23 protein-coding genes are annotated in these 24,953 nt (G+C 63.2%); 15 read left to right on the plus strand and 8 right to left on the minus strand.

Annotation, left to right across the window (positions count from 1 at the left end; all coding sequences use genetic code 11):
- The first annotated feature begins 581 nt into the window (after window positions 1-581).
- The 6 genes from NCT05_RS11870 to fumC all read left to right on the plus strand — a co-directional run bounded on the left by NCT05_RS11870 (window position 582) and on the right by fumC (window position 9,270).
- On the plus strand, window positions 582-3,029 hold the full coding sequence (locus tag NCT05_RS11870) for a chitinase (protein WP_250502310.1): 2,448 nt from the start codon (window positions 582-584) through the stop codon (window positions 3,027-3,029).
- Window positions 3,030-3,291: 262 nt separating this feature from the next.
- Complete coding sequence (locus NCT05_RS11875; RefSeq protein ID WP_250502311.1) at window positions 3,292-3,738, plus strand: hypothetical protein; 447 nt, start codon at window positions 3,292-3,294, stop codon at window positions 3,736-3,738.
- 226 nt (window positions 3,739-3,964) lie between these two features.
- Window positions 3,965-4,186, plus strand: coding sequence for an RNA-binding S4 domain-containing protein (locus tag NCT05_RS11880; RefSeq protein WP_008342305.1), 222 nt, complete (start codon window positions 3,965-3,967; stop codon window positions 4,184-4,186).
- Window positions 4,187-4,407: 221 nt separating this feature from the next.
- Window positions 4,408-5,856, plus strand: coding sequence for an MATE family efflux transporter (locus NCT05_RS11885; protein WP_034472804.1), 1,449 nt, complete (start codon window positions 4,408-4,410; stop codon window positions 5,854-5,856).
- A 406-nt stretch (window positions 5,857-6,262) separates the two neighbouring features.
- Complete coding sequence (locus tag NCT05_RS11890; protein ID WP_033537110.1) at window positions 6,263-7,837, plus strand: phospholipase D family protein; 1,575 nt, start codon at window positions 6,263-6,265, stop codon at window positions 7,835-7,837.
- A gap of 26 nt (window positions 7,838-7,863) precedes the next feature.
- Window positions 7,864-9,270, plus strand: a complete 1,407-nt coding sequence (fumC, locus tag NCT05_RS11895) for a class II fumarate hydratase (RefSeq protein WP_175980381.1) — start codon at window positions 7,864-7,866, stop codon at window positions 9,268-9,270.
- A 27-nt stretch (window positions 9,271-9,297) separates the two neighbouring features.
- On the opposite strand, the gene NCT05_RS11900 is transcribed toward fumC, so the two are convergent.
- Both NCT05_RS11900 and NCT05_RS11905 read right to left on the minus strand, forming a co-directional pair.
- Window positions 9,298-9,819 (minus strand): acyl-CoA thioesterase, encoded by a 522-nt coding sequence (locus tag NCT05_RS11900; RefSeq protein ID WP_033537097.1) that lies wholly within the window; start codon window positions 9,817-9,819, stop codon window positions 9,298-9,300.
- Window positions 9,820-9,871: 52 nt separating this feature from the next.
- A complete protein-coding gene (locus NCT05_RS11905) occupies window positions 9,872-10,015 on the minus strand; it encodes a hypothetical protein (RefSeq protein WP_250460486.1) in 144 nt (47 codons plus the stop codon).
- Window positions 10,016-10,161: 146 nt separating this feature from the next.
- Here NCT05_RS11905 and NCT05_RS11910 point away from each other — a divergent pair, with 146 nt between their 5' ends.
- On the plus strand, window positions 10,162-10,911 hold the full coding sequence (locus tag NCT05_RS11910) for an ArsR/SmtB family transcription factor (protein WP_008342310.1): 750 nt from the start codon (window positions 10,162-10,164) through the stop codon (window positions 10,909-10,911).
- Window positions 10,912-11,045: 134 nt separating this feature from the next.
- Window positions 11,046-13,046, plus strand: coding sequence for a DUF6600 domain-containing protein (locus NCT05_RS11915; RefSeq protein WP_250502312.1), 2,001 nt, complete (start codon window positions 11,046-11,048; stop codon window positions 13,044-13,046).
- Between the two features lie 65 nt (window positions 13,047-13,111).
- Here the strand turns inward: NCT05_RS11915 and NCT05_RS11920 are convergent, their stop codons facing one another.
- Together NCT05_RS11920 and NCT05_RS11925 are read right to left on the minus strand one after the other, a co-directional pair.
- On the minus strand, window positions 13,112-14,083 hold the full coding sequence (locus tag NCT05_RS11920) for a thymidylate synthase (RefSeq protein WP_008342312.1): 972 nt from the start codon (window positions 14,081-14,083) through the stop codon (window positions 13,112-13,114).
- Window positions 14,084-14,233: 150 nt separating this feature from the next.
- Window positions 14,234-15,613 (minus strand): sigma-54 dependent transcriptional regulator, encoded by a 1,380-nt coding sequence (locus NCT05_RS11925; RefSeq protein WP_008342313.1) that lies wholly within the window; start codon window positions 15,611-15,613, stop codon window positions 14,234-14,236.
- Window positions 15,614-16,268: 655 nt separating this feature from the next.
- Between NCT05_RS11925 and NCT05_RS11930 the strand changes: the two genes are divergently transcribed.
- Together NCT05_RS11930 and NCT05_RS11935 are read left to right on the plus strand one after the other, a co-directional pair.
- Window positions 16,269-16,469 (plus strand): hypothetical protein, encoded by a 201-nt coding sequence (locus NCT05_RS11930; protein WP_250502313.1) that lies wholly within the window; start codon window positions 16,269-16,271, stop codon window positions 16,467-16,469.
- Window positions 16,470-16,570: 101 nt separating this feature from the next.
- Complete coding sequence (locus NCT05_RS11935) at window positions 16,571-17,068, plus strand: dihydrofolate reductase (RefSeq protein ID WP_250502314.1); 498 nt, start codon at window positions 16,571-16,573, stop codon at window positions 17,066-17,068.
- Window positions 17,069-17,130: 62 nt separating this feature from the next.
- On the opposite strand, the gene pmbA is transcribed toward NCT05_RS11935, so the two are convergent.
- Window positions 17,131-18,501 carry a metalloprotease PmbA gene (pmbA, locus tag NCT05_RS11940; RefSeq protein WP_008342321.1) on the minus strand — a complete coding sequence of 457 codons (1,371 nt, stop codon included), beginning with the start codon at window positions 18,499-18,501 and terminating at the stop codon, window positions 17,131-17,133.
- Between the two features lie 215 nt (window positions 18,502-18,716).
- Between pmbA and yjgA the strand changes: the two genes are divergently transcribed.
- Both yjgA and mog read left to right on the plus strand, forming a co-directional pair.
- On the plus strand, window positions 18,717-19,322 hold the full coding sequence (gene yjgA, locus NCT05_RS11945; protein WP_034472813.1) for a ribosome biogenesis factor YjgA: 606 nt from the start codon (window positions 18,717-18,719) through the stop codon (window positions 19,320-19,322).
- The gene (gene mog, locus NCT05_RS11950; RefSeq protein ID WP_250502315.1) at window positions 19,309-19,917 is read left to right on the plus strand and encodes a molybdopterin adenylyltransferase; all 609 of its coding nucleotides are present in this window, start codon (window positions 19,309-19,311) and stop codon (window positions 19,915-19,917) included. The genes yjgA and mog overlap by 14 nt, the downstream gene beginning before the upstream one ends.
- On the opposite strand, the gene orn is transcribed toward mog, so the two are convergent.
- Window positions 19,914-20,522: an oligoribonuclease gene (orn, locus tag NCT05_RS11955; protein ID WP_033537098.1), complete on the minus strand. Its 609-nt coding sequence runs from the start codon at window positions 20,520-20,522 to the stop codon at window positions 19,914-19,916. The genes mog and orn overlap by 4 nt on opposite strands.
- A 103-nt stretch (window positions 20,523-20,625) precedes the next feature.
- Between orn and NCT05_RS11960 the strand changes: the two genes are divergently transcribed.
- The 3 genes from NCT05_RS11960 to NCT05_RS11970 are packed head-to-tail and all read left to right on the plus strand — an operon-like array spanning window position 20,626 to window position 23,137.
- Window positions 20,626-21,894, plus strand: a complete 1,269-nt coding sequence (locus NCT05_RS11960; RefSeq protein ID WP_008342330.1) for a M48 family metallopeptidase — start codon at window positions 20,626-20,628, stop codon at window positions 21,892-21,894.
- The gene (rsgA, locus tag NCT05_RS11965) at window positions 21,891-22,817 is read left to right on the plus strand and encodes a ribosome small subunit-dependent GTPase A (protein ID WP_034472675.1); all 927 of its coding nucleotides are present in this window, start codon (window positions 21,891-21,893) and stop codon (window positions 22,815-22,817) included. The genes NCT05_RS11960 and rsgA overlap by 4 nt, the downstream gene beginning before the upstream one ends.
- Complete coding sequence (locus NCT05_RS11970; RefSeq protein WP_034472677.1) at window positions 22,814-23,137, plus strand: putative signal transducing protein; 324 nt, start codon at window positions 22,814-22,816, stop codon at window positions 23,135-23,137. Before rsgA ends, NCT05_RS11970 begins: the two co-directional genes overlap by 4 nt.
- On the opposite strand, the gene NCT05_RS11975 is transcribed toward NCT05_RS11970, so the two are convergent.
- Both NCT05_RS11975 and NCT05_RS11980 read right to left on the minus strand, forming a co-directional pair.
- Complete coding sequence (locus tag NCT05_RS11975; RefSeq protein ID WP_008342334.1) at window positions 23,138-24,076, minus strand: CobD/CbiB family protein; 939 nt, start codon at window positions 24,074-24,076, stop codon at window positions 23,138-23,140. It abuts the gene before it with no gap.
- Between the two features lie 119 nt (window positions 24,077-24,195).
- Window positions 24,196-24,855: a CoA pyrophosphatase gene (locus NCT05_RS11980; RefSeq protein ID WP_008342336.1), complete on the minus strand. Its 660-nt coding sequence runs from the start codon at window positions 24,853-24,855 to the stop codon at window positions 24,196-24,198.
- Between the last annotated feature and the right edge of the window lie 98 nt (window positions 24,856-24,953).

The raw sequence follows: 24,953 nt of genomic DNA on the forward strand, positions 1-24,953 counted from the left end.
CGGCGGCGCTCTTACGACGATGAAACGAGCGATCCGCGCGACTTTTGTCGATTGGAAAGATGACCGAAGCTGCATCGATCAAATGGTCGGACCGGCGGTCAATCGGGCAAGTTCGCGAAAATCAGTCACTGTTACCGACGGTTTCATCTGGCTACATTTGCCAACGAGCGCCCTTGCGTGGGGATTACCGGTCCTCGCGATCCCTGAGCACGGCGCATGCCCGGCGCACATCATCGGTATCTCGCTCTTCCCAGCAGCCGCAGAGCGGGTTTCATCCGTTGAAGCTCGACGCGCAAGTTGCGACCACGGGCGAAAAACAGATGGTGGGCCGCATAACAGCAGGTAACGGCCCCGACGCTAAGAAGACAATCAACAGGGCAACGATGTGACAATCGGTGACAGTTCATGGCACCGATATTGAACTATCGCACGGTACGATGATAATCATTAGTCCTGCCACTTAAATCAAGGCAGGCGCGACCTGACTGTCGGTCAGGCCGATAGAAAGGCTTCGCGTTCCTGTCCCGGTCTGAACGTCAGTGCGAACCCGATTTCCTTTGGCTTTTTGAATAAGAATCGAGATGGCAACATCAGCAACTGCTGCAAGACCCGCTTCGGCGCCGCAACCTGCGTCTGCACCCCAGCCCGCTTCAGGTGGCCAACGCAGTGCGCCTGCAGTCCCTCGTAACGCACCGCAAGCGACGCCGCCCGACACAAAGGTCAAGAAGTTGTCGTTTGCCTTCCCGTTCCTGAAGAAGGGGCAGAGGGATACGGATGCGGCAGTCAGGTTCACCGACGAACACGAGATTTACCAACTGCTCTCGGAGAAGGAACCCGGCGGAACCTTCTTGGTGAGTAAGAAAGGCTTTTGGCACGGCGGTATCCACATCACCGACAGCGGCGCGGGCAGCAAGGTGGATCTGAAGCAAGGCGTGCGATGCATTGCAGATGGCCACGTCATTGCATACCGGGTGAACCGGACTTATCCGGTGAGCCAACTCGGAAACGTGCAAGCGCCCTTTAGCACCGGATTCGCTTTGGTTCGCCATTCGATGGAGTTCCCGAAAGGCACGAAGCTGACTTTCTATAGCCTGTACATGCATCTGCAAGCGTACGAGGAGTATGAGCGCGATACGGGCAAGGCCAAACCGGCGTATCTATCTGCGCTTGCTCAGTACAAAGTCACGTCCTATGCGCGGGACAAGGCAGCTCCGAGCCGAACCGGTCAGGCGCCAGATGCTAGTCAGCAAGGTTTGAGAATCCGCAGCGCTCCGAAGACGGGCCGTGGAGCAAGTCCGGCGCTTGGCATTCTGCCCCAAGGTGCGTCTGTGAGTATTGGCGAGCGGCAACATGGCTGGGGCAAGATCACGGACGCGCGTGGTGCGCAACCGTACGCGGCCCAGGTGGGCGATGCTCCGCCCACCACAGTAGTGGGCGGTTGGATATTTCTGGGTAGCGAGAACGGTGGTCCGGTGGTGCAGGAAATCATGCCTGACGATGCCTTCGATCGCGTCATGGTTACGTTGTTGGCCGGTGGAGCAGACGACGCGAATGCGCAGGGCATCGCCGTGAAAGCGGGCGAATTGATAGGCCATCTTGGCCGCTTTGATTCATTGAATGCGAATCCGCCGTCCGCCACGAAAATGGCGCACATCGAGGTGTTCTGTGACGACAGCGTCAAATCGTTCATTGCGCGAAGCAGGACGTGGGTCGCGTCCCACAGCGCGCATCCCGACGAGTGGAAGCGGCTGGGGCTTTCTTCCGAGCCGACGCTATTGCGTATCGCGGAGGGGACTAAGCTCTATCGCAACGCGGAGCAGGCGGGTAGTGAACCGCCGGTGACGGGCGTGGTGCAGCGGTGGTCACTGGCCGAACTGGCGCGGGATACGAACAAGCGACACGCTGAAGCGACGGCGGATCGCAACGGACGAAAGATGAACTGGTGGCGCGTTGGCAGCGCGGATCAGCGAGGAGAAGCGATCGAGGGATGGGTGCGTGAAGAGCAGTTCGCGGGCGGAACTGTGACGCGAGAGTTCGCCCAGAAATGGGTGGACTTCGCTTGTATCGACGGGGCACAAGATCCGGCTCACACCATGTTCTCGAGGACCAAGGCGTGGGTGGACTTTGCCAGTCATACCGGTGCTGCAGATGCGAAGGCCTTGAGCAAGTTGAGTCCCATGATGCAGGCGGTGTACCGAAAGCTGTTTCCGCAAGGCGATGGCAGCCGTGCTGCAGACGACTTGTGCTTAGCCTATGCAGGTGAGTCAGGCCACTATCCATGGCTGATGCAAGCGGCATCCCGATTGATTGTGAAGCATGAAAGCGAGTGGACAAATCCGCAGAAGTGGCGACAGCTCTACACGGAAATCGAGAACGCCACGCCGAACCCCCAGTACAAAGAAGAGCAGAAGCGTATCGAGAAGCTCGTGTGGTGGGATGAGGTGAAGGCGAAGGTTCCGGGATTTCCTCAGGCGGATGTGTTTCATCTGCATCCTGTGGGATTGGTGGGGAATTTTCGGACCAAATTCCAATTCACACTGGAAATGATGCGACGCGTATTTCCTCTCGCCCAAGCAAATGTCCTTCAAGAGTTGATCGACGAGTTGAACGCGCACCTCGAGGTGTATGCCTTGGACACCCCATCCAGAAGAGCTCATTTCTTCGCTCAGGTGATGCAGGAAACAGGGAAATCGATGACAGTCGAAGAAGGTTTCGTCTGGAAAGCAAGCGCACTAGTTGCAAGCTTCTCGTATTTCCGCAGAAACCCTCAACAGGCGACGACGCACGGGTACCAGACTAACAGACCGATCAAAGCGGACGGCTTGCCGATGAATCAAGTTGATTTTGAAGCAATTGCAAACGGCGCATATGGCGGACGCGCGGAACTCGGGAATGGCGACTTCGAGAGCGGAGACGGTTGGAAATACCGAGGACGCGGAATGAAACAACTGACCCGGCCGCGCCAATTACCGATCTTTTACACGCTGGAATCAGGCGCATCAGGACGAATGGCCGGAAGACCGCGTTGATTATGAGGACAGCCCCGACCTATTGTGCCAACCGAAATACGCTGCGAGGTCCGCCGCGTATTTTTGGGTGGCAAATGGGTTGCCAGCGATTGCCGATCGAGGAACGACCGCAATGCAGGTAAATGAGATTACCGCTATTGTGAATCGCAATACCAACAGCTATGCTGCGCGTGTGGCGAACTTTGAACAGATTTGGATTCGAGGGGATTTCAACTAAATGCTGCGATCATTGAATTCTTGCTGCGTTTTCGCGATTTTAGCGATGCCAGTTGTTGCATCTGCCGAGGCGCGAGCGGAGCAGACGCTCTGTCACGCTTTTGAGGAAATTTATTTCAGTTGTCAAATGGACAGAAAAATCGTATCGATCTGTGCGTCAGGAAACATCTCCCCCGATAATGGTTACGTCCAATATCGTTACGGTACTGTGAACCAGCTTGATCTGCAGTATCCGGATGTGCCGCTTTCGCCCAGACATCGTATTGCGATCAGCGATACTTCTGGAGGGAACGCGCAATATACTCATGTAAAATTCAGACAAAGTGGTTTTGACTATGTCTTGTATCAGGGCTTTCCAAGCGGACTGTACGTAAAGAAAAATGGAAGGACCGTTTTTAACAAGACCTGCCAACCAGGTGAATTTCAGAAACTGAGTCAGCGCGCCTATAGAGGTATAGAAACCGTAGCTCCCCAAGATGGCGTCGATCAATGATTTGACGTTGTCCAAGACCCGGTGGCGCAAGCGCGGGCGAGAACAGCAGCAAAGCGCTGGTTTTTACGGCGTCGACCTCGATAGTGTGCAGGATGGGTTCGCCGCTGCACATGGCAATGAACCGAACGTATAAGGAGCCGAGGCATAGTCCCGCGGTGTCGAGCACGGCGCATGCCCGGCGTGGTTTATCATTGAGCCCTTCCCGCATTCCCGCCTTGCCCGCCTCATGCCGCCACTCCAATTCACCCTGACGGGCGACTTCATCGAACTCCACAATCTGCTCAAGCTGATGGGCCTCGCGGACAGCGGCGGCTCGGCGAAGGCGCGCGTCGCAATGGGCGATGTCACCGTCGACGGCCAGGTGGAACTGCGCAAGACCTGCAAGATCCGCGCGGGTCAGCGAGTGAAGCTCGACGGCCAGACGATTTACGTGCGCGCGCCCGATTAAGCGCGCGGCGATTTGCGCGCACACGCCGCGCAATTGCGAAAATCCGGGCATAAGCAAACGCGTCATCGACATGCCGCACGCGACGCAATAAGCTGACGGTCTGTTCTTTCGTTCTGGTTTCAGCGTCGGTTCCCGTCAGCGCGTTTGCGCTTCGATTCTTGCCCCCTCGCGTTCCAGTCCGGCCGCACTCATTGCGGCCTTTTCGTTTCGATCCGATCAACATGCAACCGCCAGTCACGCGCGCCGCACGCGCGCATCAAGGACCGCCGAGCCTCTCGCGTCACGCCGTCGACACGGCGCGTCTCGCCGCGCCGCTTGCCATCGCGCAGCTCTCGCAGATGGCGATGGGCGTCACCGACACCATCCTGCTCGGCTCGCTCGGCCCCGATGCCCTCGCCGCGGGCGGCCTCGGCGCGAATCTCTTTTTCGTCGTCGTGACGCTCCTGCAGGGCGTGCTGACGTCCGTTTCCGTGTCGGTGGCGCATGCGCGCGGCGCGAACGCCGATCATCGCGTGCCAGGCATCTACTGGACCGGGTTCGTGCTCTCCTTGCTGCTCGCCGTGCCCGCGTTCGTGCTGCTGAGCTACGCCGAACCGATCCTGCTCGCGTTCCACGAACCCGCGACGCTCGCGAAGAACGTCGGCGAATACTGCGCGGTGCTGCGCTGGGGGACGCCCGGCAGTCTGATCGGCGTCGGGATGATGCGCGCGTTTCTGCCCGCCATCGGCGCGGCGCGCAGGCTCTTGTGGATCTCCATCGGCGGCGTGTTCGTCAACGGCTTTCTCAACTACGGCCTGATCCACGGCGCGTACGGCCTGCCGCGCGAAGGCTTCCTCGGCTCGGCGGCGGCGACGACGATCACCGTCTGGGGCATCGCGATCGCGCTCGTCGCGGTGCTGCATCTGCGGCCGCGCTATCGGCATTTCGTCGCGCGCGCGCGCCCGCGCCTGCCGCTGATGGGCGAACTGTTCAGCATCGGCTGGCCCGTCGCGATCACCTACGGGGTCGAATCGACGCTCTTTCTCGCCACCGGCATGATGGTTGGCCTGCTCGGCGAAGCGCCGCTCGCCGCGCATCAGATCGCACTCAACGTCGCGTCGGTCGCGTTCATGGTGCCGCTGGCGATCGGCCAGGCGGCGAACGTGCGCGTCGGCTACTGGGTCGGCGCGGGCGTGCCTGTCGCCGCGCGTCACGCGGGCTTCGTCGCGCTCGCGCTCGGCGTCGGCTTCATGATGTGCTCCGGGCTCGTGCTGATCGCCGTGCCGCGCGCGATCGTCGGGCTGTATCTGCATCTCGACGATCCCGCCAACGCGCATACCGTCGCGCTCGCGGCGTCGCTGCTCGGCGTCGCGGCGGTGTTCCAGATCGTCGACGGCATGCAGACGGTCGGCTCCGGCTGCCTGCGCGGCCTGAAGGACACGCGCATTCCGATGCTCGCCGCCGCGTTCGGCTACTGGGGCGTCGGCTTTCCGACCGGCTATGTGCTCGCGTTCCACTTCGAACTCGGCGCGAAGGGCCTGTGGTGGGGCCTCGCGGCCGGGCTCGCGAGCGTCGCCGTGCTGATGACGCTGCGCTTCCATCGCATCAGCCGGCGCTTCATCGAAACCGGCATCACGCCACGGCCGGACGACGCCGGCGCCGCGAGCGCCGCGCCGCACGGTCACGTCTGATAAGCACACGATCCGCGCGCCGATTTGCATAGCACGAATGCTTGGTTGGGCCGCGCGGCGCGCATTGCTACGATGAACCCGTCTCCTCCTTGAGACATCTGTGACAGGGGTTGTAGGCCCGCTCTAGCCAGCGGGCTTTTTTTCGTCCGTACGCCACCGCCCAGTGCAACGTTCGGCGCTTTCCCGATTTCCCATAGAATAATTTCGAGATCCGGCGCGAGTACGCTCCTTGCTACTTTCGTGCTGAAGACCGAAAACGCGAAAACGTCGCCGAGCGCTTCACGAGCGGCGACCAGAACGGGGAATCGAAGTGTCGGAAAACCGGGGATTGCGGCAAATCGCGCGCCGCGACGCGCGCGCACGAACATTCGGCGCCGCCGTGCGCAACATCGCCGTCATCGTGACGATGACGACGCTCGTCGCCGCTTGCGAGACGCGCCCGCCCGCGACGGCGTTCGACCGGCCGGAGAGCCACGCGCTGGCATCGACGGAAACGACGCCCCTCGCGACCGCCCTCGCGCCGCTCGAGAAACGGCATCCGGACGAGTCGGCGGTGCGCCTGCTGCCGACCGGCACCGACGCGCTGCAGGCGCGCATCGCACTCGCGCGCGCGGCGACGAAGACGCTCGACATGCAGTACTACATCGCCAACGAGGACAACACCGGCAAGCTGCTGCTCGGCGCGGCGCTGTATGCGGCGGATCGCGGCGTGCGCGTGCGCATGCTCGTCGACGATCTGAACTTCAAGGACATCGACCAGATCATGGCGGCGCTCAATTCGCACGACAAGATCGAGATTCGCGTGTTCAACCCGTACGGCAGCGCGCAACGCAGCTTCTCCGAGCGCACGCAGAATTTCTTCACAAATCTCAGTCACTTCACGCGCCGCATGCACAACAAGGCGATGATCGCGGACAACCAGATCGCGATCGTCGGCGGCCGCAATCTCGGCGACGAGTACTTCAGCGCGAGCCCGACCTTGCAGTTTCGCGATCTCGACGTCTTCGCCGCCGGTCCGGTCACGCAAGAAATATCCGCGAGCTTCGACGATTACTGGAACAGTTCGCTCGCGTACCCGCTGCGCGCGCTGAACAAGCAGAAGTTCGACGCCCGCGAACTCGACAAGACCCGCGACGACTTGCGCAAGCACTGGCGCGAGCAGGCCGATCCGCTGAACGCGAAGCCGCTCAATGCGACGCCGCTCGCGCAGCAGATCGCGCGCGAGGAAATGGGCCTCGTGTGGGCGCCGACGGAGTTCCGGGTCGATTCGCCATCGAAGATCGAGCATCCGAGCGACGACTACAAAAGCCCGCCGATGGAGCGCCTCGTCGCTCTGCTGAAGGACGCGCAGAGCGAATTCCTGATCCTGTCGCCCTACTTCGTGCCGCACGACGCGGGCGTGAAGGCGCTCGCCGGTCTGACGAAGCGCCGCGTGCGCGTCGCGGTGCTGACGAATTCGCTCGCCGCGACCGATGCCGTCGCCGTGCAGGCGGGCTACGCGCCGTATCGCATTCCGATGCTGCAAAGCGGCGTCGAACTGTACGAGTTCAAGCCGATTCAGGTCGAAGGCGAAAGCAGTCCGCGCGCGGGTCTCTTCGGCTCGCAGTCGCGCGCGAGCCTGCACGCGAAGGCCTATGTGATCGATCGGAGTATCCTCGTGATCGGCTCGATGAATCTCGATCCGCGTTCGGCGAAGCTCAATACCGAGCTCGCGCTCGTGATCCACAGCAAGCCGATCGCCGAGGAAGCAGCGAAACTCTTCGAGAACGGCATTTCGCCGAAGGTGAGCTGGCAGGTGCAACTGGCGAGCGCGGCGGTGACGGAGGAGCTTCGGCGCACGGGCGCGCCGCAGTCGGGCCTCGTCTGGATCACCGAGGAAAACGGCAGTCTCGTCACCTACAATTTCGATCCCGAGGCAGGTCTTTATCGCAATGCGATGACGGGCCTCTTCATGATGCTGCCCGTCGACAAGCAGCTTTGATCCAACTTCGTAAGGAAACTCACGCCATGTCACACGATGCGAAGGGCGACGTACGGATGGAGAAGGACACGTTCGGCGAGATCGCCGTGCCGAACGACAAGCTCTGGGGCGCGCAGACGCAGCGCTCGCTGCAAAACTTCAAGATTTCGACGGAAAAGCAGTCGCCCGAGCTGATCACCGCGCTCGCGATCATCAAGCACGCCGCCGCGGAAGTGAACGAAGGCCTGAAGGTGCTCGACTCGAAGAAGGCGAAGGCGATCGTTCAGGCGGCCGAGGAAATCATCGACGGCAAGCATCCCGACGAATTTCCGCTCGCCGTCTGGCAAACCGGCTCGGGCACGCAGACCAACATGAATCTGAACGAGGTGATCGCCAATCGCGCGAGCGAAATCATGGGCGGTCCGCGCGGCGAGGAGCGCCTCGTGCATCCGAACGACGATGTGAATCGCGGCCAGTCGTCGAACGACGTGTTTCCGACCGCGATGCACGTCGCCGCGGCCGTGGCGATCAAGAAGCATCTGCTGCCGTCGCTGAAAACGTTGCGCGATACGCTCGACAAGAAGGCGAAGGCGTTCGACAAGATCGTGAAGATCGGCCGTACGCACTTGCAGGACGCGACGCCGCTCACGCTCGGGCAGGAGTTTTCGGGATACGTCGCGCAGCTCGATCAGAGCATGAAGCACGTCGAGGCGACTTTGCCGCATCTGTATCAGCTCGCGCAGGGCGGCACGGCGGTCGGCACGGGGCTGAACGCGCATCCGGAATTCGCGGTGAAGGTCGCGCAGGCGATCGGCAAGCTCACCGGCCTGCCGTTCGAGACTGCGCCGAACAAGTTCGAGGTGATGGCCGCCGCCGATGCGCTCGTCGCCGCGCACGGCGCGCTGAAGACGGTCGCGGCGAGCCTGATGAAGATCGCCAACGACATCCGCTGGCTGGCGAGCGGACCGCGCTGCGGGTTGGGCGAGCTGTCGATCCCGGAGAACGAGCCGGGCAGCTCGATCATGCCGGGCAAGGTGAACCCGACGCAATCCGAAGCCGTCACGATGCTCTGCTGCCAGGTCTTCGGCAACGATGTCGCGGTGAACTTCGGCGGCGCGAGCGGCAACTTCGAGCTGAACGTGTTCCGGCCGATGATCGCGCACAACGTGCTGCAATCGGTCCGCCTGCTCGCGGACGGCGCGCAGAGCTTCAACGATAACTGCGCGGTGGGCATCGAGCCGAACGAGAAGCGCATCGACAGTCTGCTGAACGAATCGCTGATGCTCGTGACGGCGTTGAATCCGCATATCGGCTATGACAAGGCCGCGCAGATCGCGAAAAAGGCGCACAAGGAAGGCACGACGCTGAAGGCCGCCGCGCTCGCGCTCGGTCACGTGACCGAGCAGCAGTTCGATGAATGGGTCAAGCCGGAGGAAATGGTGGGAAAAAGGTAAGCGCGTTCTTGCCCGAAGAGCGGCGGGTTACACCTTCCCCGCCGCCACCTCTTCCGGCTTCAGCTCGACGATTGCATCGAGCGCGTCCTTCACGTCCATCGCGTATTTCGCGAGGCGCTTTTCCTCTTCCGTTTCCGGCACGAACGCAGGCACGGGCGTCGGCTGGCCTTTTTCATCGACGGCGACGAAAACCATCAGGCAATCGGTCGTCTGCTGAAGCTCGCCGACTTTCGGGTCGCCCGCATGCACGGAAATGTGGATGTGCATGCTGGTGCGCCCCGTCGTCACGACGCGCGCGCGCAATTCGACCAGATTGCCGACGAGAATCGGCCGCCGAAAACGGATGTTGCCGACGCTCACCGTGACCGCATAGCGCCCGGACCACATCGCGGCGCAGGCGTAGGCGGTTTCGTCGATCCATTTCATCAGCGCGCCGCCGTGCACCTTGCCGCCGAAATTCACCGAAGTCGGCTCGGCGAGAAAGCGGAAAGTGGTTTCCGCACGGCTTTTCGGGACGGCTGGAATGGGGGATGAGGTCGGCGTATTCATGGGAAGCCCGTCTGATGCGGAAAATGAATGCCGATTATAGGGTCGGCAATATTCAATCGTGGACGGTGATGCCCTGATCGATCGTGCCGTACATCGTGATGCTGCCGCCGCTGCCCGCCGACGACGACGGCGCGCCCGCGCAGCCCGCGCAGAGCACGAGAACGCCTATAGCGCTCGCGAGTATGAATCTGGCCATGGAACTCTCCCCTGCTGCCTCGAAATGCCAGCGGTCATTCTAGCGCCGCGCCTCGCGCATCGACATTTCGGCGCACGGTGAAACGTCGGTTGCGCGATCGCGCTAGAGTGGACGCATCGACTACTTCGCCCGATACGGAAATCGCCATGAACCCCGCTTTCGACGACGCCGATTCCCGCGCGCGCCATTTTCCCGGCTTGTCGCGCATCGGCGCGCTGATCGCGGATCCGGGCCGCGCCGCCATGCTCTGGTCGCTGATGGACGGCACCGCGCGCCCCGCCGGCGAACTGACGATGATCGCGGGGCTGTCGCCATCGGCGGCAAGCGGGCATCTCGCGCGGCTGACCGAAGGCGGACTGCTCGCGCTCGAAGTGAGCGGACGGCATCGGTACTACCGGATCGCGACGGCGGATATCGCCGCGGCCATCGAAGCGCTCGCCAATCTCGCGCGGGCGAGCGCGCCGCAGCGCGCGCCGGAACGGCCGCCTTCCGCCGTGCCTGTCGAAATGCGTTTCGCGCGCACCTGCTACGACCATCTGGCGGGCGAACTCGCCGTGCAGCTCTTCGAGCGGATGATCGCGCGCAACTGGCTCGCCGCCGCCGATCGTCACGACGCCGCCCACGGCCCCGCCGCGCTCGACGCCACGCCCGAAGGCGCGCAGGCGTTCGCCGAACTCGGCATCGATCTGAAGGCGCAGCGCGCGCGGCGGCGACGGTTCGCGTGCACCTGCATCGACTGGAGCGAGCGCCGGCCGCATCTGGGCGGCGCGCTCGGCGCGGCGTTTCTCGACGCGTGCGAGTCGCACGGCTGGATCGAGCGCACGGCGAAACGCCGCGTCCTGCGCGTGACGCCCGCGGGGCATCGGCATTTCGAAGGCTTCCTGTCCGCGCGATAAAGCTTTGTTACGCGCGCCTGCGAGCCGTTACAAACGGCATCGTACGGATACAGGCGCCGGCGATACATTGATCCGACAGGTCTCGCGAACTCAGTGCGCCGAACGGAACGCACGCGCGGCCGCCGGAGAACGTAATGAAGATCAAGATCGCCGCTTTGTGCGTGCTTTTGTCGGCATCGGGGCTTAACGCGTTTGCGCAAACCGGACAAGGCGATCCGCCCGGACGCATCGCGCGGCTCAACTACATGGCGGGCACGGTGACGACCGAGCCAGCGGGCGCATCCGACTGGTCCTACGCGCAGATCAATCGTCCGCTGACGACGGGCGATCAACTCTGGAACGACGAGAACGCGCGCTCCGAACTGCATATCGGTTCGACGGCGGTGCGGCTCGGGTCATCGACGGCGCTGTCCGTCCTCGCGCTCGACGACGACACCGCGCAACTCAAGATCGCCCAGGGCACGCTGTCGACGCGCGTGCGCGAACTCCCGCCCGGCACGACCTACGAGATCGACACGCCGAACACCGCGCTCGCGATCACGACGCCCGGCGAGATGCGCGTCGACGTCGCGCCCGATGGCCGCGCGACGACCGTGACGGTGCGAAGCGGCGGCGTGACCGCGTACGGCGACGGTGGCTCCGTGCAACTCGCGGGCGGGCAGCAGATGACGTTCGAGGGCACGAATCTGCAGCAGGCATCGGCGAATGCGGCGCCCGCGCCCGACGCGTTCGATGAATGGGCCGCCGGGCGCGACGCATCCGAAGATCGCTCGATTTCGGCGCGATATGTATCGCGCGACGTGCCCGGTTATCAGGATCTCGACGCCAACGGAACGTGGCGCAACGATCCGTCGTACGGGCCGGTCTGGACGCCGACCGCCGTGTCCGCCGACTGGGCGCCGTATCGTCAGGGATATTGGGCCTGGCAGGATCCGTGGGGATGGACATGGATCGACGACGCGCCGTGGGGCTTCGCGCCGTATCACTATGGCCGCTGGGCGTATATCGGATCGCGATGGGCGTGGGTGCCCGGCCCGATGGACGTCAGCGCGCCGCCCGCGTACTCGCCTGCGCTCGTCGGTTTCGTCGGCGATGGCGATGGCGATGGCGGCCCCGACTGGAACGTCGCGCTGACGGTCGGCGGCATCGCGGCGGCGGGCGTCGCGTGGTTTCCGCTCGGACCGGGCGAAGCGTGGCGTCCGCATCGGGATGGCTGGAGTCCGCGTTATTTCGAACGCGTGAACCGCAATGTCTATGTGCGCAATACGTACGTCAACTATCACGCGCCGCGCGGGCTGACGGCCGTGCCGACGAACCTGTTCGTGCTTGGCCAGCCGGTCGGACGTCAGCCGTACGCGGTCGATCCGTCGCGCTGGCGCCATCCGCGCTTCTTCGCGGGCGCGCCGGGCATTGCGCCGACGCGCGACAGCTTCGCGCCCGGTGGGCGACGCGCGAGTTATCAGCCGCCGCAGGCCGGATTCGGACGACCGGTGGTCGCGACACGCGCGCCCGTCGCGCCGCCGGCTTTTCATGACCGGTACGTGCAGCAGAATCGCGATCCGCGCGGCGGGTACGGCGCGCGCAACGAACAGGTGCATCTCGTCGCGACGCATGGACCGGCGCGGTCGGTCATCGCGGGCGGCGCGTTGCCGGCGCCGGTTCCCGCTCAGCCTGCGCAGCCGCATGGCTACGGCGTTGCGCATCCGCCGCAGGCTGCGCAATTCGGCGCGAACGATCCGCGCTTCGCGCATGGGGATTCATCGCGCGGACATGCCGTTTCGCGCGAGCCGCGCGCGCCGCAGCAGGCGTATCAACCGATGTGGCAGCGTCAACGCGCAAACGATGCGCCGCACGTCGATCAACGCATGCCGATGCATTCGATGCAGCCGCAGCCCAATCACGCGTCGCCGGAGGCGTATCGCCAGGCGCGGGTCGAACAGCCGCGCCATGAGATGCCGCCGCCTCGTCCGCAGCCGGAAGCGCAGCGGCTCCAGCCTCACCAGGAGCCAACGCGTCAGCCGATGCATCAGGAAGTTCGTCAGGCTCCGCCGCCGCAGATGCAGAATCGGGAGCCTCATCAACCGCAACAGCCGCAACAGCAACGTGGCGGCGGCAACGAGCACCATCGCGGTTAAGACCTCAAAAACAAAACGCGCGGCCTCGACCGCGCGTTTTCTTGTGCAAACCGACGAAACCCGGCTTATACGGCCATCGGCGCCGTGAGCGCGTCGTGATGCTTGTAGCCTTCGAGCGCGAAATCCTTCGGCTCGATCTTCTCCAGCCATTCCGGTTCATAGCGCTTCGTCACCGCGTAATCCGGCACGCGATCGGAGATGATCAGTTGCGGCGAAGGCAGCGGCTCGCGCTTCAGTTGCTCGTGCAGCATGTCGAGCTGGTTTTCGTAGATGTGCGCGTCGCCGATGAAGTACGTGAACCAGCGCGGCTTGTAGCCCGTCAGCCGTCCGACGAGATGCAGGAGCGCCGCACCTTCGGTCAGATTGAACGGCGTGCCGAGGCCGACGTCGTTGCTGCGGATGTACAGACACAGCGAAATCTCGCGCGTCACCGCGTTCGGGATGAACTGATACAGCAGATGGCACGCGGGCAGCGCGATCTCGTCGAGCTTCGCCGGATTCCACGCGTGAAACAGAATGCGCCGGTCGGTCGGGCGCTCGATGATCGTGTCGAGACATTGACGCAACTGATCGATCGCCTTGTACAGCAGCACCTGCTCGCGCCCGTTTTCGACGAAACTCGTCACGAGCTGATAGCCGCGATTCGTGGCGTCGGCGATCTGGTCGCCCGCGCAGGCGTCGACGAGCTTGTACGCGGGCCACTTGCGCCACTGCACGCCGTAGACGTCGCCGAGATCGTCCGGACCCTGGCGATACGGATTCTCGAGCCACTCCGGATTCTCGTTGGCGTTGGCGTCCCACACCTTGCAGCCGAGCGCGCGAAAGTCCGCCGCGCTCTTCGACGCGCGCAGAAAGCCCACGAGTTCGCCGATCGCCGACTTGAACGCGAGCTTTTTCGTGGTCACGGCCGGGAAGCCTTGCTGCAGGTCGAAACGCAGCATCGCGCCGGGCATGCTGATCGTGCGGATGCCCGTGCGGTTTTCCTGCCAAGTGCCGGTATCGAGAATCGTCTGGACGAGCTCGAGATACTGTTTCATTCGATGTTCCCTGGGTACGCTGCGCGCCCTCGCGAGCGGAAGGCGTAAACGATCGATTTTACCAAGCGATGGATGCGGGCGCTTAGTGCAGCGGCACGAAAAAACGGGCGCCTTGTGGCGCCCGTCCGGTGTTCGTCCGCGACCTGGCTGTCAGCCGCGCGTGGCGTGCTCCGAGGGCGCATCGACCTCGATGTGACGCATGCCATGCGCGCTCAACAGCCGATACAGCGTCACGCGCGAGATGCCCAATTCGTGCGCGGCGTCGCCAAGACGCCCGCGATGGCGCAGCAGCGCGAGTTCGATCGCCTGTCGTTCGGCGGCCTCGCGCGCCTGTGCGAGCGAGACCGGCGCGACTTCGACGTATTCGCCGAGTTCGAGATCGCGCGCTGTGATCTGGCGCCCTTCCGACATCACGATGGCGCGCCGCACGCGGTTGATGAGCTCGCGCACGTTGCCCGGCCAGCCGTAGTTGTGGATCGCGGCGATCGCATCCGGCGAGAATCCGCGCAGCCGACGGCTCGCGTCCTTCTTGAAGCGGTCGAGCATGTGCTTCGCGAGCAGCTCGATGTCCTTGCCGCGCGCGCGCAGCGGCGGCTCGTCGATCTGCAGCACGCACAGCCGGTGATACAGGTCCGCGCGAAAGCGCCCTTCGATCATCGCGGTCTGCATGTCGACGTGCGTCGCGGAAATAATGCGCACGTCGACGGGCGTCGAGCCGTGTCCGCCGAGGCGCTCCACCTTGCGCTCCTGCAGGAAGCGCAACAGGCTCGCCTGGCTTTCGAGCGGCAGGTCGCCGATTTCATCGAGGAACAGCGTGCCGCCATTGGCCGCTTCGACACGGCCGATCTTGCGTTGATTCGCGCCCGTGAAAGCGCCGCGTTCGTAACCGAAGAGCTCCGATTGCAGCAGATGCGCGGGAATCGCGCCACAATTGATCGCCACGAACGGCTGATCGCGGCGCGCCGAGCGCTCGTGAATGGCAACAGCCGTGAGTTCCTTGCCGGTGCCGGATTCGCCGGAGATGAACACGGGCGCATCGGTCATCGCGACCTTGCGGATCGAGCGGAAGAGCGCGAGCATCGCGTCGCACGAACCGACCATTTCGCCCTCGGCGCGGCCCTCGCTGCGCGCATCGTTCGACGCGGCGTCATGCAGCGAAACCATGCCGTACGCATGACCGACGGAATCGACGATGCGGTCGTTGGACGTCGGCAGCGTCACGTAATCGAAGCAATAGTCGCGAATGAGACGCCGCACGGCAGCGTCTTCCAGTTGCCCGGCAACCGTGGCCGCGACCCAGCCCACGTTGGTCATCGTCAGCGACGATTCGAACGCCGCCAGTTCATGAGATTCGAAATGACTCGACAGATCGAGCAGCCCGCCGGTCGCCAGATCGCTGCGCAAAGCCTTACGCGTGTCGCGCGCGTTCGCGACGATTTCGATATGCCAACCGCGCTCCTCGAATCGCGCGCACAGCGTCTCGCTTGGATCGCGAGTCACATAGATGAGTTGCCGCCGAGCGACGTCCATTATTCAGATCCTTTGTTCAACATTCGTTGAAAAGGTCACGTAGTTCAAGGCTCGCGCTACATCGCAAACTTCGTTGCCCTCGCACGTTGCTCGCAAACGTCTGGAGAGGTTTTGCCATTCGAACCGTCGCCCCCGGGACACGGCGCGAAACACCACGCACCCTTCCACGAAACCCTTTATGTCTGATTCTGCGCCGTTTTTGAGAGACTACTATAACCCAGAAACCCCGGAAACAAATATCGCGAGAGTCGCCGGATTAGCCACAAAACCTTGACAGGACGGCCTTGGCAAGAATTTCTCACACGATTATCAACGAGATTGCGCACAATTTAATAAGACAAAATCTTATACCGATTTCGCCGGAAGTTCACGTTTTTCTGCCTTCATGTTTCAGCAGTGAAACGTTTACAGCCGAATTTTTGCTGCGGACTTTCGTCGGATTTTCGCGATTCATTGCACAGCAACGCTCTGCCGGACATGGCACGCAATTCGCTCCAATAGAACCGCGCTCGAAGGTAAGAAATACTCGCTGCCGAACGAGCGTTCATCTTTATCCCTGCATTCGACTCCCGCTTAATCGTTTTACCGAGAAAGCGATTACTTTATTTCCGGATATTTCCGTGGCGGGAATTTATTACTTGGTTATGTCGTCACGATGGCACGCGATAGTACTTTAAGGCGCGGAGAAACAACCGACGCGCATCAAAATGGCGAGAACGCGGACGAATCCGCCGCGTCGGGCCTGCCCGACGATCGTCCGACTGGCTCGGGCGTCAGCGTGACGCTATGGGACGAGATCGCGCCGCCCCCATGGCACACGACGCTGCCGCTCGGCGACGAAGCGCCGGAGGCGTAGGCCCGCGCGGCGCGCCGAGCGCTGGCCGCGCCGCAAGCGTCGGTTAGAATCGTCACCCGGCCGCGCTGCCCGCGCGCGCCAGCTTGCCGGACTTCTATTCCATGACGACGCTGACTCTGATCGTCGCCCGCGCGCGCAATGGCGTGATCGGACGCGAAAACCAACTGCCCTGGCGCCTGCCCGAGGATCTCGCCTTCTTCAAGCGCACGACGATGGGCGCGCCCATCATCATGGGCCGCAAGACGCATGAATCCATCGGCAGGGCGCTGCCGGGGCGGCGCAATATCGTCGTGTCGCGCGACGGCACCCGGCGCTACGAAGGCTGCAATGTCGTGACGAGCCTCGAAGCGGCGCTCGCGCTCGAACCGGCGAAGGAAGCGTTTCTGATCGGCGGCGCGCAGTTGTATCAGGATGCCATTGCGCGTGCGGACAAGATGATCGTCACCGAGATCGACGCCGATTTCGATGGCGACACGCGCTTTCCCGCGCCCGATCCCGAGTTGTGGCGCGAAGTGTCGCGCGAGCCGCATCGCGCAGCGGCGCCGAACGATTTCGCGTTCGCCTTCGTGACTTACGAGCGCATCGCCTCGTCGGAATGAAGCCGGAATGAAAAAAGGCTCCGGATGCGCTCCGGAGCCTTTCTGTTCTCGACCGGCGCGGCTTACTGGCCCGCGACCGTCATCCGCTCGATCAGCACCGAGCCGATTTCCTTCGTGCCGCGCACGACGGTATCCGCGCCGATTGCCTCGATATGGCGGAACATCTCCTGCAGCGTGCTCGCCACGGTGATTTCCTCGACGGCATGCACGATCTTGCCGTTCTCGACCCAGAAACCCGACGCGCCGCGCGAGTAGTCGCCCGTCACGTAGTTCACGCCCTGCCCCATCAGTTCGGTAAGCAGGAGGCCGGTATCGAGCTTCTTCAGCATCGCTTCGAAGTCGTCCTCGGGCTTCGTGTGCGCGCTCGTCATCGTCAGATTGTGCGAGCCGCCCGCGTTGCCGGTCGTCTGCATGCCGAGCTTGCGCGCGGAGTACGTCGACAGGAAATAGCCCTGCACGACGCCATCCTCGACGACGTTACGGCGTTGCGTACGCACGCCTTCTTCGTCGAACGGGGCGCTGCCCATGCCGCCCTTTACATGCGGATCCTCGACGATCTGGATATGCGGCGCGAACACCGGCTTGCCGAGGCTATCGACGAGGAACGTAGTCTTGCGATACAACGCGCCGCCGCTCACCGACTGCACGAACGCGCCGAGAATGCCCGCCGCGAGCGGCGCTTCGAACAGCACGCGGCACTTGCGCGTGTCGAGGCTCTTCGCGTTGAGCCGCGCGAGCGCCCGCTCGGCGGCGTAGCGGCCGACGGCTTCGGGCGCCGCAAGCGCGGATGCATCGCGTTTGGACGTGTACCAGTCGTCGCGCTGCATGTCGCGGCCGGCCGCGGCGATCGGCGCGCACGCAATGTAGTGACGAGAGTACGGATAGCCCGCCATGAAGCCGCGCGACGTCGCGAGCACGAACTGCGAATGCTGCGCGGAAACGCTCGCGCCTTCCGAATTGGTCACGCGCTTGTCGACGGCGAACGCTGCGGCCTCCGCGCGGCGCGCGATCTCGGCGGCCTCTTCGGCGTCGATGTCCCACGGGTGATAAAGATCGAGGTCCTGCGGCGACTTTTCCAGCAACTCGGCTTCCGCGAGGCCGGCCGCGCTGTCCTCCGCCGTGAAGCGCGCGATGTTGTACGCGGCCGCGACCGTGTCGCGCAATGCGTCGCGCGTGAAGTCCGCAGTGCTCGCGTTGCCGCGCTTCTTGCCGATGAACACGGTCACGCCGACCATCTTGTCGCGATTGTGCTCGATGGTCTCCACTTCGCCGCGCCGCACGCTCACCGACAGGCCGTCGCCCTCGGAGATCTCGGTGGCCGCATCGCTCGCGCCGAGTTCCTTCGCGTAGCGCAGGATGTCGGAGGCGATCTCCTTCAGCTCGTCCTGCGTATGCGGGAAGTAGCGTTGCTTGACGTCCATGTCTGCTGCCATTTTTGGTTGCCTTTGGAAGTCGGGCGTATCGCGCCCGCGCATGTCGTGATTGCTTCGGGATTCCCGGCCAGATGCGCTCGTCGTCGAGCATCGCAAAGCGGGACCGGCGTATCACGCGATCATAGCAAGGACGGCGTGCATTCACCCGCCAAGGTTTGTCGCAGCGCCGGCCGCGACCCGGCAAAAGCGATGCGGGCGCAAGCTACAATGTCGGGATGAACCGTAAAACCCGCATTCAACCGATCGATTCCGGCCGCGACGACGATCGCGAGGCCGACGAAAACGGCTACGACCGTCCGAGCAAATCCCAGCTCAAGCGCGAAATGCACGCGCTGCAGGAGCTGGGGGAAGCGCTCATCGCGCTGCCCAAGGATGCGCTCAAACGCATGCCGATGCCCGAGGATCTCGGCGACGCCGTGCGCGAGGCACGCCGCATCACCGATCACGAAGGCAAGCGCCGTCAGTTGCAGTACGTCGGCAAGGTCATGCGCTCGCTGACCGAAGACGAAGTCGCCGCGCTGCGCACCGCGCTCGACACCCATCGCGGCGTGAACAAGGCCGAAACCGCGCGCATGCACTGGATCGAGCGCACGCGCGAACAATTGCTCGCCGATGACGCCGCGCTCACCGAATTCATCCGAACGCATCCGGGCGTCGATCCGCAGGAAGGCCGCACGCTGATCCGCAACGCGCGCAAGGAGCGCGAGCAGCAAAAGCCGCCGCGCTATTACCGCGAACTCTTCCAGTGGATCAAGAACGCGTCGGGCGCGCAAGACGACGATGTCGAAGACGACGAGGACGATCGCGATGACGACGCGTGACGAACTGATAGTCGGACTGGTGTCGATCAGCGATCGCGCGTCTTCCGGCGTCTACGAGGACAAGGGCTTGCCGTCGCTCGTCGAGTGGCTCGGAGCGGCGCTCTCGACGCCGTTTCGGGCCGAGACGCGGCTGATTCACGACGACGCCGCGACCATTTCCGCGACGCTCGTCGAGCTCGTCGATACGCACCGCTGCGATCTGGTGCTGACGACAGGCGGCACCGGCCCGTCCCGCCGCGACGTGACGCCCGAGGCGACGCTCGCCGTCGCCACCAAGCCGATGCCCGGCTTCGGCGAGCAGATGCGCCAGATCAGCCTGAATTTCGTGCCGACGGCCATTCTCTCGCGGCAAGTCGCGGTGATTCGCGAAACGGAAGACCACGCTGCGCTCATCATCAATCTGCCGGGCCAGCCGAAGTCGATCCGCGAAACGCTCCAAGGTCTGAAAGACGCAGACGGCAGAACGAAAGTGCCGGGCATTTTCGCGGCCGTGCCGTATTGCATCGATCTGATCGGCGGGCCGTATATCGAAACGCGGCCGGAAGTGGTCGCCGCGTTTCGTCCGAAGAGCGCGATCCGCCCGCCGAAGAATTAGGACGCGGCTGCGCTCGCCGACGGAATCAGGAAATGCTGGCGGTAGTACTTGAGCTCGTCGATCGACTCGTGGATATCGGCGAGCGCCGTGTGCATCGCACGCTTCTGAAAGCCCTTGTAAATCGCCGGCTGCCAGCGGCGGCACAGTTCCTTCAACGTGCTGACGTCGAGATTGCGATAGTGGAAGAACGTCTCCAGTTCGGGCATCCAGCGCGCCATGAAGCGGCGGTCCTGGCAGATCGAGTTGCCGCACATCGGCGATTTGCCGGGCGGCACGTAAGCCCCGAGAAAATCGCGGATCTGGCGCGTGGCTTCGGCTTCATCGACCGTCGACGCCTTCACGCGCTCCGTCAGCCCCGAGCGGCCGTGCGTGTTGCGATTCCACTCGTCCATGCGGCCGAGCGCTTCTTCCGTCTGATGAATCGCGAGGACCGGGCCTTCGACCATCTTGTCGAGCGTCGAATTCGTGACGACCACCGCGATCTCGATGATGCGATCGTTGTCCGGATCGAGGCCGGTCATCTCCATGTCGAGCCACACGAGGTTCATGTCGCTGCGCGCGAGCGCGTTTTCTTCTGATTCGGGCGTGGTGGAGATGTCGGTCATGAAAAGCGGCCTGAAAGATGGGAAAGCCATGCCGCACAGTTTCTGAGCGCGCCGGCACGGCCTAGAACCTATAATTCTCGCATAGTTCAATCGGAATTCCCGGATGACCAACCTCACTCTCGCCTTCTCGACGATCTTCGTCGTCGCCCTCGTCGCGATGGTTTCGACCAAGCTGTGGCTCGCATCGCGCCAGATCCGCTATGTCGCCGCGCATCGCAACGGCGTGCCCGCGCAATTCAGCGGCACGATCCCGCTCACGGCGCATCAGCGCGCCGCGGATTACACCGTCGAGCGCACGCGCCTCACCATGATCGAAGTCGTCACGAGCGCGGTCGTGCTCGTCGCGCTGACGCTGCTCGGCGGCGTCCAGGCGCTCGATCTCGCCATTTCGGACTGGCTCGGCCGCGGCTATCTCGGACAGATCGCGCTGGTGGCGTCGGTGGTGGCGATCACGAGCGTCATCGATCTGCCGTTCGACTACATCCGCCATTTCGTGATCGAGGAAAAGTTCGGCTTCAATCGCATGTCGAAGAAGCTCTTCTTCGTCGATCTCGTCAAGGGCACGGTGCTCGCCATCGTGATCGGCGCGCCGCTCTTGCTGCTCACGCTCTGGCTCATGGATCGCGCCGGGACCTTCTGGTGGCTGTGGACGTGGATGGTCTGGGTGGCTTTCCAGCTGCTCGCGATGATCATCTATCCGACCTTCATCGCGCCGCTCTTCAACAAGTTCGAACCGCTGAAGGATGAAGCGCTCGTCGCACGCATCACGAATCTGATGTCGCGCACGGGCTTCGCCGCGAAAGGCCTGTTCGTGATGGACGGCAGCCGCCGCTCGGCGCACGGCAACGCGTATTTCACCGGCTTCGGCGCGGCAAAGCGCATCGTGTTCTTCGACACGCTGCTCGCGCGGCTTTCCGGCAACGAAATCGAAGCGGTGCTCGCGCACGAACTCGGCCATTTCAAGCGCCGTCACGTTCTGAAGCTGATGGTCGTCATGTTCGGCATCAGCCTCGCGATGCTCGCGCTGCTCGGCTGGCTCATTCAGACGACGTGGTTCTACGAAGGTCTCGGCGTGCGGCCGTCGCTCGTCGGCAGCAATAACGGGCTCGCGCTCGTGCTCTTCATGCTCGTGCTGCCCGTGTTCATGTTCTTCATCACGCCGCTCGGCAGCCTGACGTCGCGCAAGAACGAGTTCGAAGCCGATGCTTTCGCCGCCAGCCAGACCGATCCGAAGGATCTCGTGAACGCGCTCGTGAAGCTGTATGAAGACAACGCGTCGACGCTCACGCCCGATCCGATCTACACCGCGTTCTACTACTCGCATCCGCCCGCCTCGCAGCGCATCGACCGCCTGATGCAGCACGCCGCATGACGCGCGGGTTCAAGCGGTCAGGTGCGGCGGCACGGCTCGAAGGCACGGTGATCGCCGCGCACGGGCGGCACTATCTCGTCACGCCCGAAGACGGCGGCGCGATGCTCCAGTGCTTTCCGCGCGGCAAGAAAAGCGAGGTGGCCGTAGGCGATCGCGTGTTCTACGAGCAGTCGTCGGCGGATCAGGGCGTGATCGTCGAGATCGGCGAACGGCGCAATCTGCTCTATCGCTCGGATCAGTTCAAGTCGAAGCTCTTCGCGGCGAATCTCGATCAACTTCTGATCGTGCTCGCCACCGAGCCGCATTTCAGCGAAGACCTGCTCGGACGCGCGCTGATCGCGGCCGAGGCGCACGGTCTGGAATCGCTGATCGTATTGAACAAGATCGATGTCGAAAGCGCGTTGCCGCTCGCGCGCGAACGTCTCGCGCCGTATCGCGAACTCGGCTACACGGTGATCGAGCTCTCGGCGAAGATGGCGCCCGGCGACGTTCATCCGCAACTCGACGCACGCCTCAAAGACCGCTCGACGATCCTGCTCGGTCAATCCGGCATGGGCAAATCGACGCTCGTGAACCTGCTCGTCCCCGATGCCGACGCCGCCACACGCGAGATTTCGTCCGCGCTCAACAGCGGCCGTCATACGACCACATTCACGCGTCTCTACGATCTGCCAGGCGGCGGCTCGCTGATCGATTCGCCGGGCTTTCAGGAATTCGGCCTGCATCATCTGTCGGAAGGCCAGCTCGAGCGCGCCTTCGCCGATTTCCGGCCTTATCTCGGACATTGCCGCTTCTACAACTGCCATCATCTGCACGAGCCGGGATGCGCGGTGCTCGAAGCCGTCGAAGCGGGAAAGATTCGCCCCGAACGTCACGCGCTCTACGCGCAACTCGTGCACGAAGCCAGCCAGATCGTTCGATGAAGCGGCTCACGCGCGCTCCCGATCTCATCACGGCGCAGCATTGGGTGAACGTGCTGTCGGCCGCGGGCGTGCCGTGCGAGTTGCACAACCGTTATTTGAATGGCGCGATGGGGGAGATTCCGGCCGATCAGTGCGCGCCGGAAATCTGGATCGTCGACGATCGCGACGAAGCGCTGGCCTTGCGCCTTCTGGAGCGCGCGAGAAAAGGGCCGGACGCGAACGCCCGGCCCTGGAAGTGCAAGCATTGCGGCGAGTGGCTGGAGCCGCAGTTCACCGTCTGCTGGAATTGCCAGACGGCGCGCGATCCGCTCGACGATTGATTACGCCAGCCACACGGCGATCGTCAGCATCAGCAGCAGCAACATCCACAAAATGACTGCCCGCCATACGAGGCCGACAGCCGATTGCAGCGTGCGCGGCGTGCAATCGTCGCCGACGGGCAACGGACTGGCATCGCCGACGGCAAGCGCTTCGACCGAAAGCGGCTCGGCGAGCGGCCCCGCGAGACGCGCGCCCAGCGCACCGCTGCCCGCTGCCAGCAACACGCCTTCGTTTGCGTCCGGCCATTGGCGCGCGTGATTGCGCCACGCGTAAATGGCGTCCTCGAAATTGCCGACGATCGCGAAACCGAGCGACGTCAGACGCGCGGGCACCCAATCGATGATGAAGAACGCGCGTTGCGCGAACGACGAGAACTCCGCGGTGCGCTCGGGATTCGGCTTCGACCACGCGCGCGCGAGGTATTCGGCGATGCGATAGAGCACCGCGCCCGCCGGGCCGATCGGAATCAGAAACCAGAAGAACACGCCGAACACGTGCCGGTGCGATGCCACGACCGCATGAACCAGCGTATGCCGGACGATTTCGCTTACAGGCATGTCGACCGTATCGATGCCGGTCCACTCGGCCAGCACTTCGCGCGCGCGCGGAACGTCGTCGTTGTTGAGCGCGAGATGGATATCGGTGAAATAGTGGCTGAACTGCCGGAAACCGAGCGTGAAATAGACGATCACCACGTTCCAGAAGAACGCCAGAACGAAGTTGATCCGATAGAGCACGTAATAGACGAGCCCGACGAAGAGCGTCCACGGCAGCACGACCACGAGCCACGCGACGATGCCATGCTTCTCCTTGCCGGCATCGAAACCGTGCGCGGTGGATTCCGCATGATATTGAAGCAACGCCGAAATCGGATTGTGCGGCGATAACGCGCGCATCTGCTCAATGACGAGAGCCAGCAATACGGAGAAAAAAGTCATGCGAAGCGCCGAAACGGTCGGATAGTTCGAGTTTCGCGTAACGATAGCACAGCGCCCGACGCCTTTAATGCGCTAAGTATTTGCGCAACGCGCAACAAGGGCGCGGACTTTCCGCGCCGTCACGCGCGAGCCACGAGGAAGCGATAAAAATTGCGCAACATGCCAGCCGTTGCGCCCCAGATGAAATAAGGAGCCTTCCCGTCGCCGGGGCTGTATGGCATGGCAAAAAAACGACGCTCGCCGCCTTCCCAGCGAAAGACCCGCACTTCATGATTCGCGGGATTCATGAGCCACGCGAGCGGCACTTCGAAGATATCGGCGACTTCGCGTGTATCGGCCTTCAATGTGAATGGCGGATTCACGAGCGCGACGACCGGCGTCACCTTGAAACCCGTGCCCGTCAGATACTCGGGCATCGCGCCGATGACCTCGCAATGCTCCGCGCCCAACCCCACCTCTTCGTAGGCTTCGCGAAGCGCGGTGGCGGCGGCATCGGCGTCTTCGGGCTCGCGTCGGCCGCCCGGAAAACTGATCTGCCCCGCGTGATCCGACAGATGATCGGCGCGCTGCGTCAGCAGCACGGTCAAGCCGCCCTCGCGCACGACGAGCGGCACCAGCACGGACGCCACGCGCGGATCGCCGCCGATCGCCTTGATGCGCTGCTCGCGCTCTTCCTGCGCCCAGTCGAGATCCATCGCGAAACGCGCGCGCAAGCCTTCAGGCGTGAGGCGCTCGGGCGGAACGGGCGGGAGTGTCTCGCCCGTCGAGAGGACGGGCATCGTTTCGGGTTCGAGGATGCGGGGAGTCGAAGTCTTTCCGGTGGACACGGGTCGAGAACGGTTCTGTGGAAGCCTCAATTTGAACACACCAAAGAAAA

This window comes from Caballeronia sp. AZ7_KS35 (assembly GCF_023631045.1).
Lineage (GTDB): Bacteria > Pseudomonadota > Gammaproteobacteria > Burkholderiales > Burkholderiaceae > Caballeronia > Caballeronia zhejiangensis.

Coding starts and splice junctions, on each gene's coding strand:
- NCT05_RS11870 (WP_250502310.1), top strand. CDS start 582: ATGGCAACATCAGCAACTGCTGCAAGACCCGCTTCGGCGCCGCAACCT.
- NCT05_RS11875 (WP_250502311.1), top strand. CDS start 3,292: ATGCCAGTTGTTGCATCTGCCGAGGCGCGAGCGGAGCAGACGCTCTGT.
- NCT05_RS11880 (WP_008342305.1), top strand. CDS start 3,965: ATGCCGCCACTCCAATTCACCCTGACGGGCGACTTCATCGAACTCCAC.
- NCT05_RS11885 (WP_034472804.1), top strand. CDS start 4,408: ATGCAACCGCCAGTCACGCGCGCCGCACGCGCGCATCAAGGACCGCCG.
- NCT05_RS11890 (WP_033537110.1), top strand. CDS start 6,263: ATGACGACGCTCGTCGCCGCTTGCGAGACGCGCCCGCCCGCGACGGCG.
- fumC (WP_175980381.1), top strand. CDS start 7,864: ATGTCACACGATGCGAAGGGCGACGTACGGATGGAGAAGGACACGTTC.
- NCT05_RS11900 (WP_033537097.1), bottom strand. CDS start 9,819: ATGAATACGCCGACCTCATCCCCCATTCCAGCCGTCCCGAAAAGCCGT.
- NCT05_RS11905 (WP_250460486.1), bottom strand. CDS start 10,015: ATGGCCAGATTCATACTCGCGAGCGCTATAGGCGTTCTCGTGCTCTGC.
- NCT05_RS11910 (WP_008342310.1), top strand. CDS start 10,162: ATGAACCCCGCTTTCGACGACGCCGATTCCCGCGCGCGCCATTTTCCC.
- NCT05_RS11915 (WP_250502312.1), top strand. CDS start 11,046: ATGAAGATCAAGATCGCCGCTTTGTGCGTGCTTTTGTCGGCATCGGGG.
- NCT05_RS11920 (WP_008342312.1), bottom strand. CDS start 14,083: ATGAAACAGTATCTCGAGCTCGTCCAGACGATTCTCGATACCGGCACT.
- NCT05_RS11925 (WP_008342313.1), bottom strand. CDS start 15,613: ATGGACGTCGCTCGGCGGCAACTCATCTATGTGACTCGCGATCCAAGC.
- NCT05_RS11930 (WP_250502313.1), top strand. CDS start 16,269: ATGGCACGCGATAGTACTTTAAGGCGCGGAGAAACAACCGACGCGCAT.
- NCT05_RS11935 (WP_250502314.1), top strand. CDS start 16,571: ATGACGACGCTGACTCTGATCGTCGCCCGCGCGCGCAATGGCGTGATC.
- pmbA (WP_008342321.1), bottom strand. CDS start 18,501: ATGGCAGCAGACATGGACGTCAAGCAACGCTACTTCCCGCATACGCAG.
- yjgA (WP_034472813.1), top strand. CDS start 18,717: ATGAACCGTAAAACCCGCATTCAACCGATCGATTCCGGCCGCGACGAC.
- mog (WP_250502315.1), top strand. CDS start 19,309: ATGACGACGCGTGACGAACTGATAGTCGGACTGGTGTCGATCAGCGAT.
- orn (WP_033537098.1), bottom strand. CDS start 20,522: ATGACCGACATCTCCACCACGCCCGAATCAGAAGAAAACGCGCTCGCG.
- NCT05_RS11960 (WP_008342330.1), top strand. CDS start 20,626: ATGACCAACCTCACTCTCGCCTTCTCGACGATCTTCGTCGTCGCCCTC.
- rsgA (WP_034472675.1), top strand. CDS start 21,891: ATGACGCGCGGGTTCAAGCGGTCAGGTGCGGCGGCACGGCTCGAAGGC.
- NCT05_RS11970 (WP_034472677.1), top strand. CDS start 22,814: ATGAAGCGGCTCACGCGCGCTCCCGATCTCATCACGGCGCAGCATTGG.
- NCT05_RS11975 (WP_008342334.1), bottom strand. CDS start 24,076: ATGACTTTTTTCTCCGTATTGCTGGCTCTCGTCATTGAGCAGATGCGC.
- NCT05_RS11980 (WP_008342336.1), bottom strand. CDS start 24,855: ATGCCCGTCCTCTCGACGGGCGAGACACTCCCGCCCGTTCCGCCCGAG.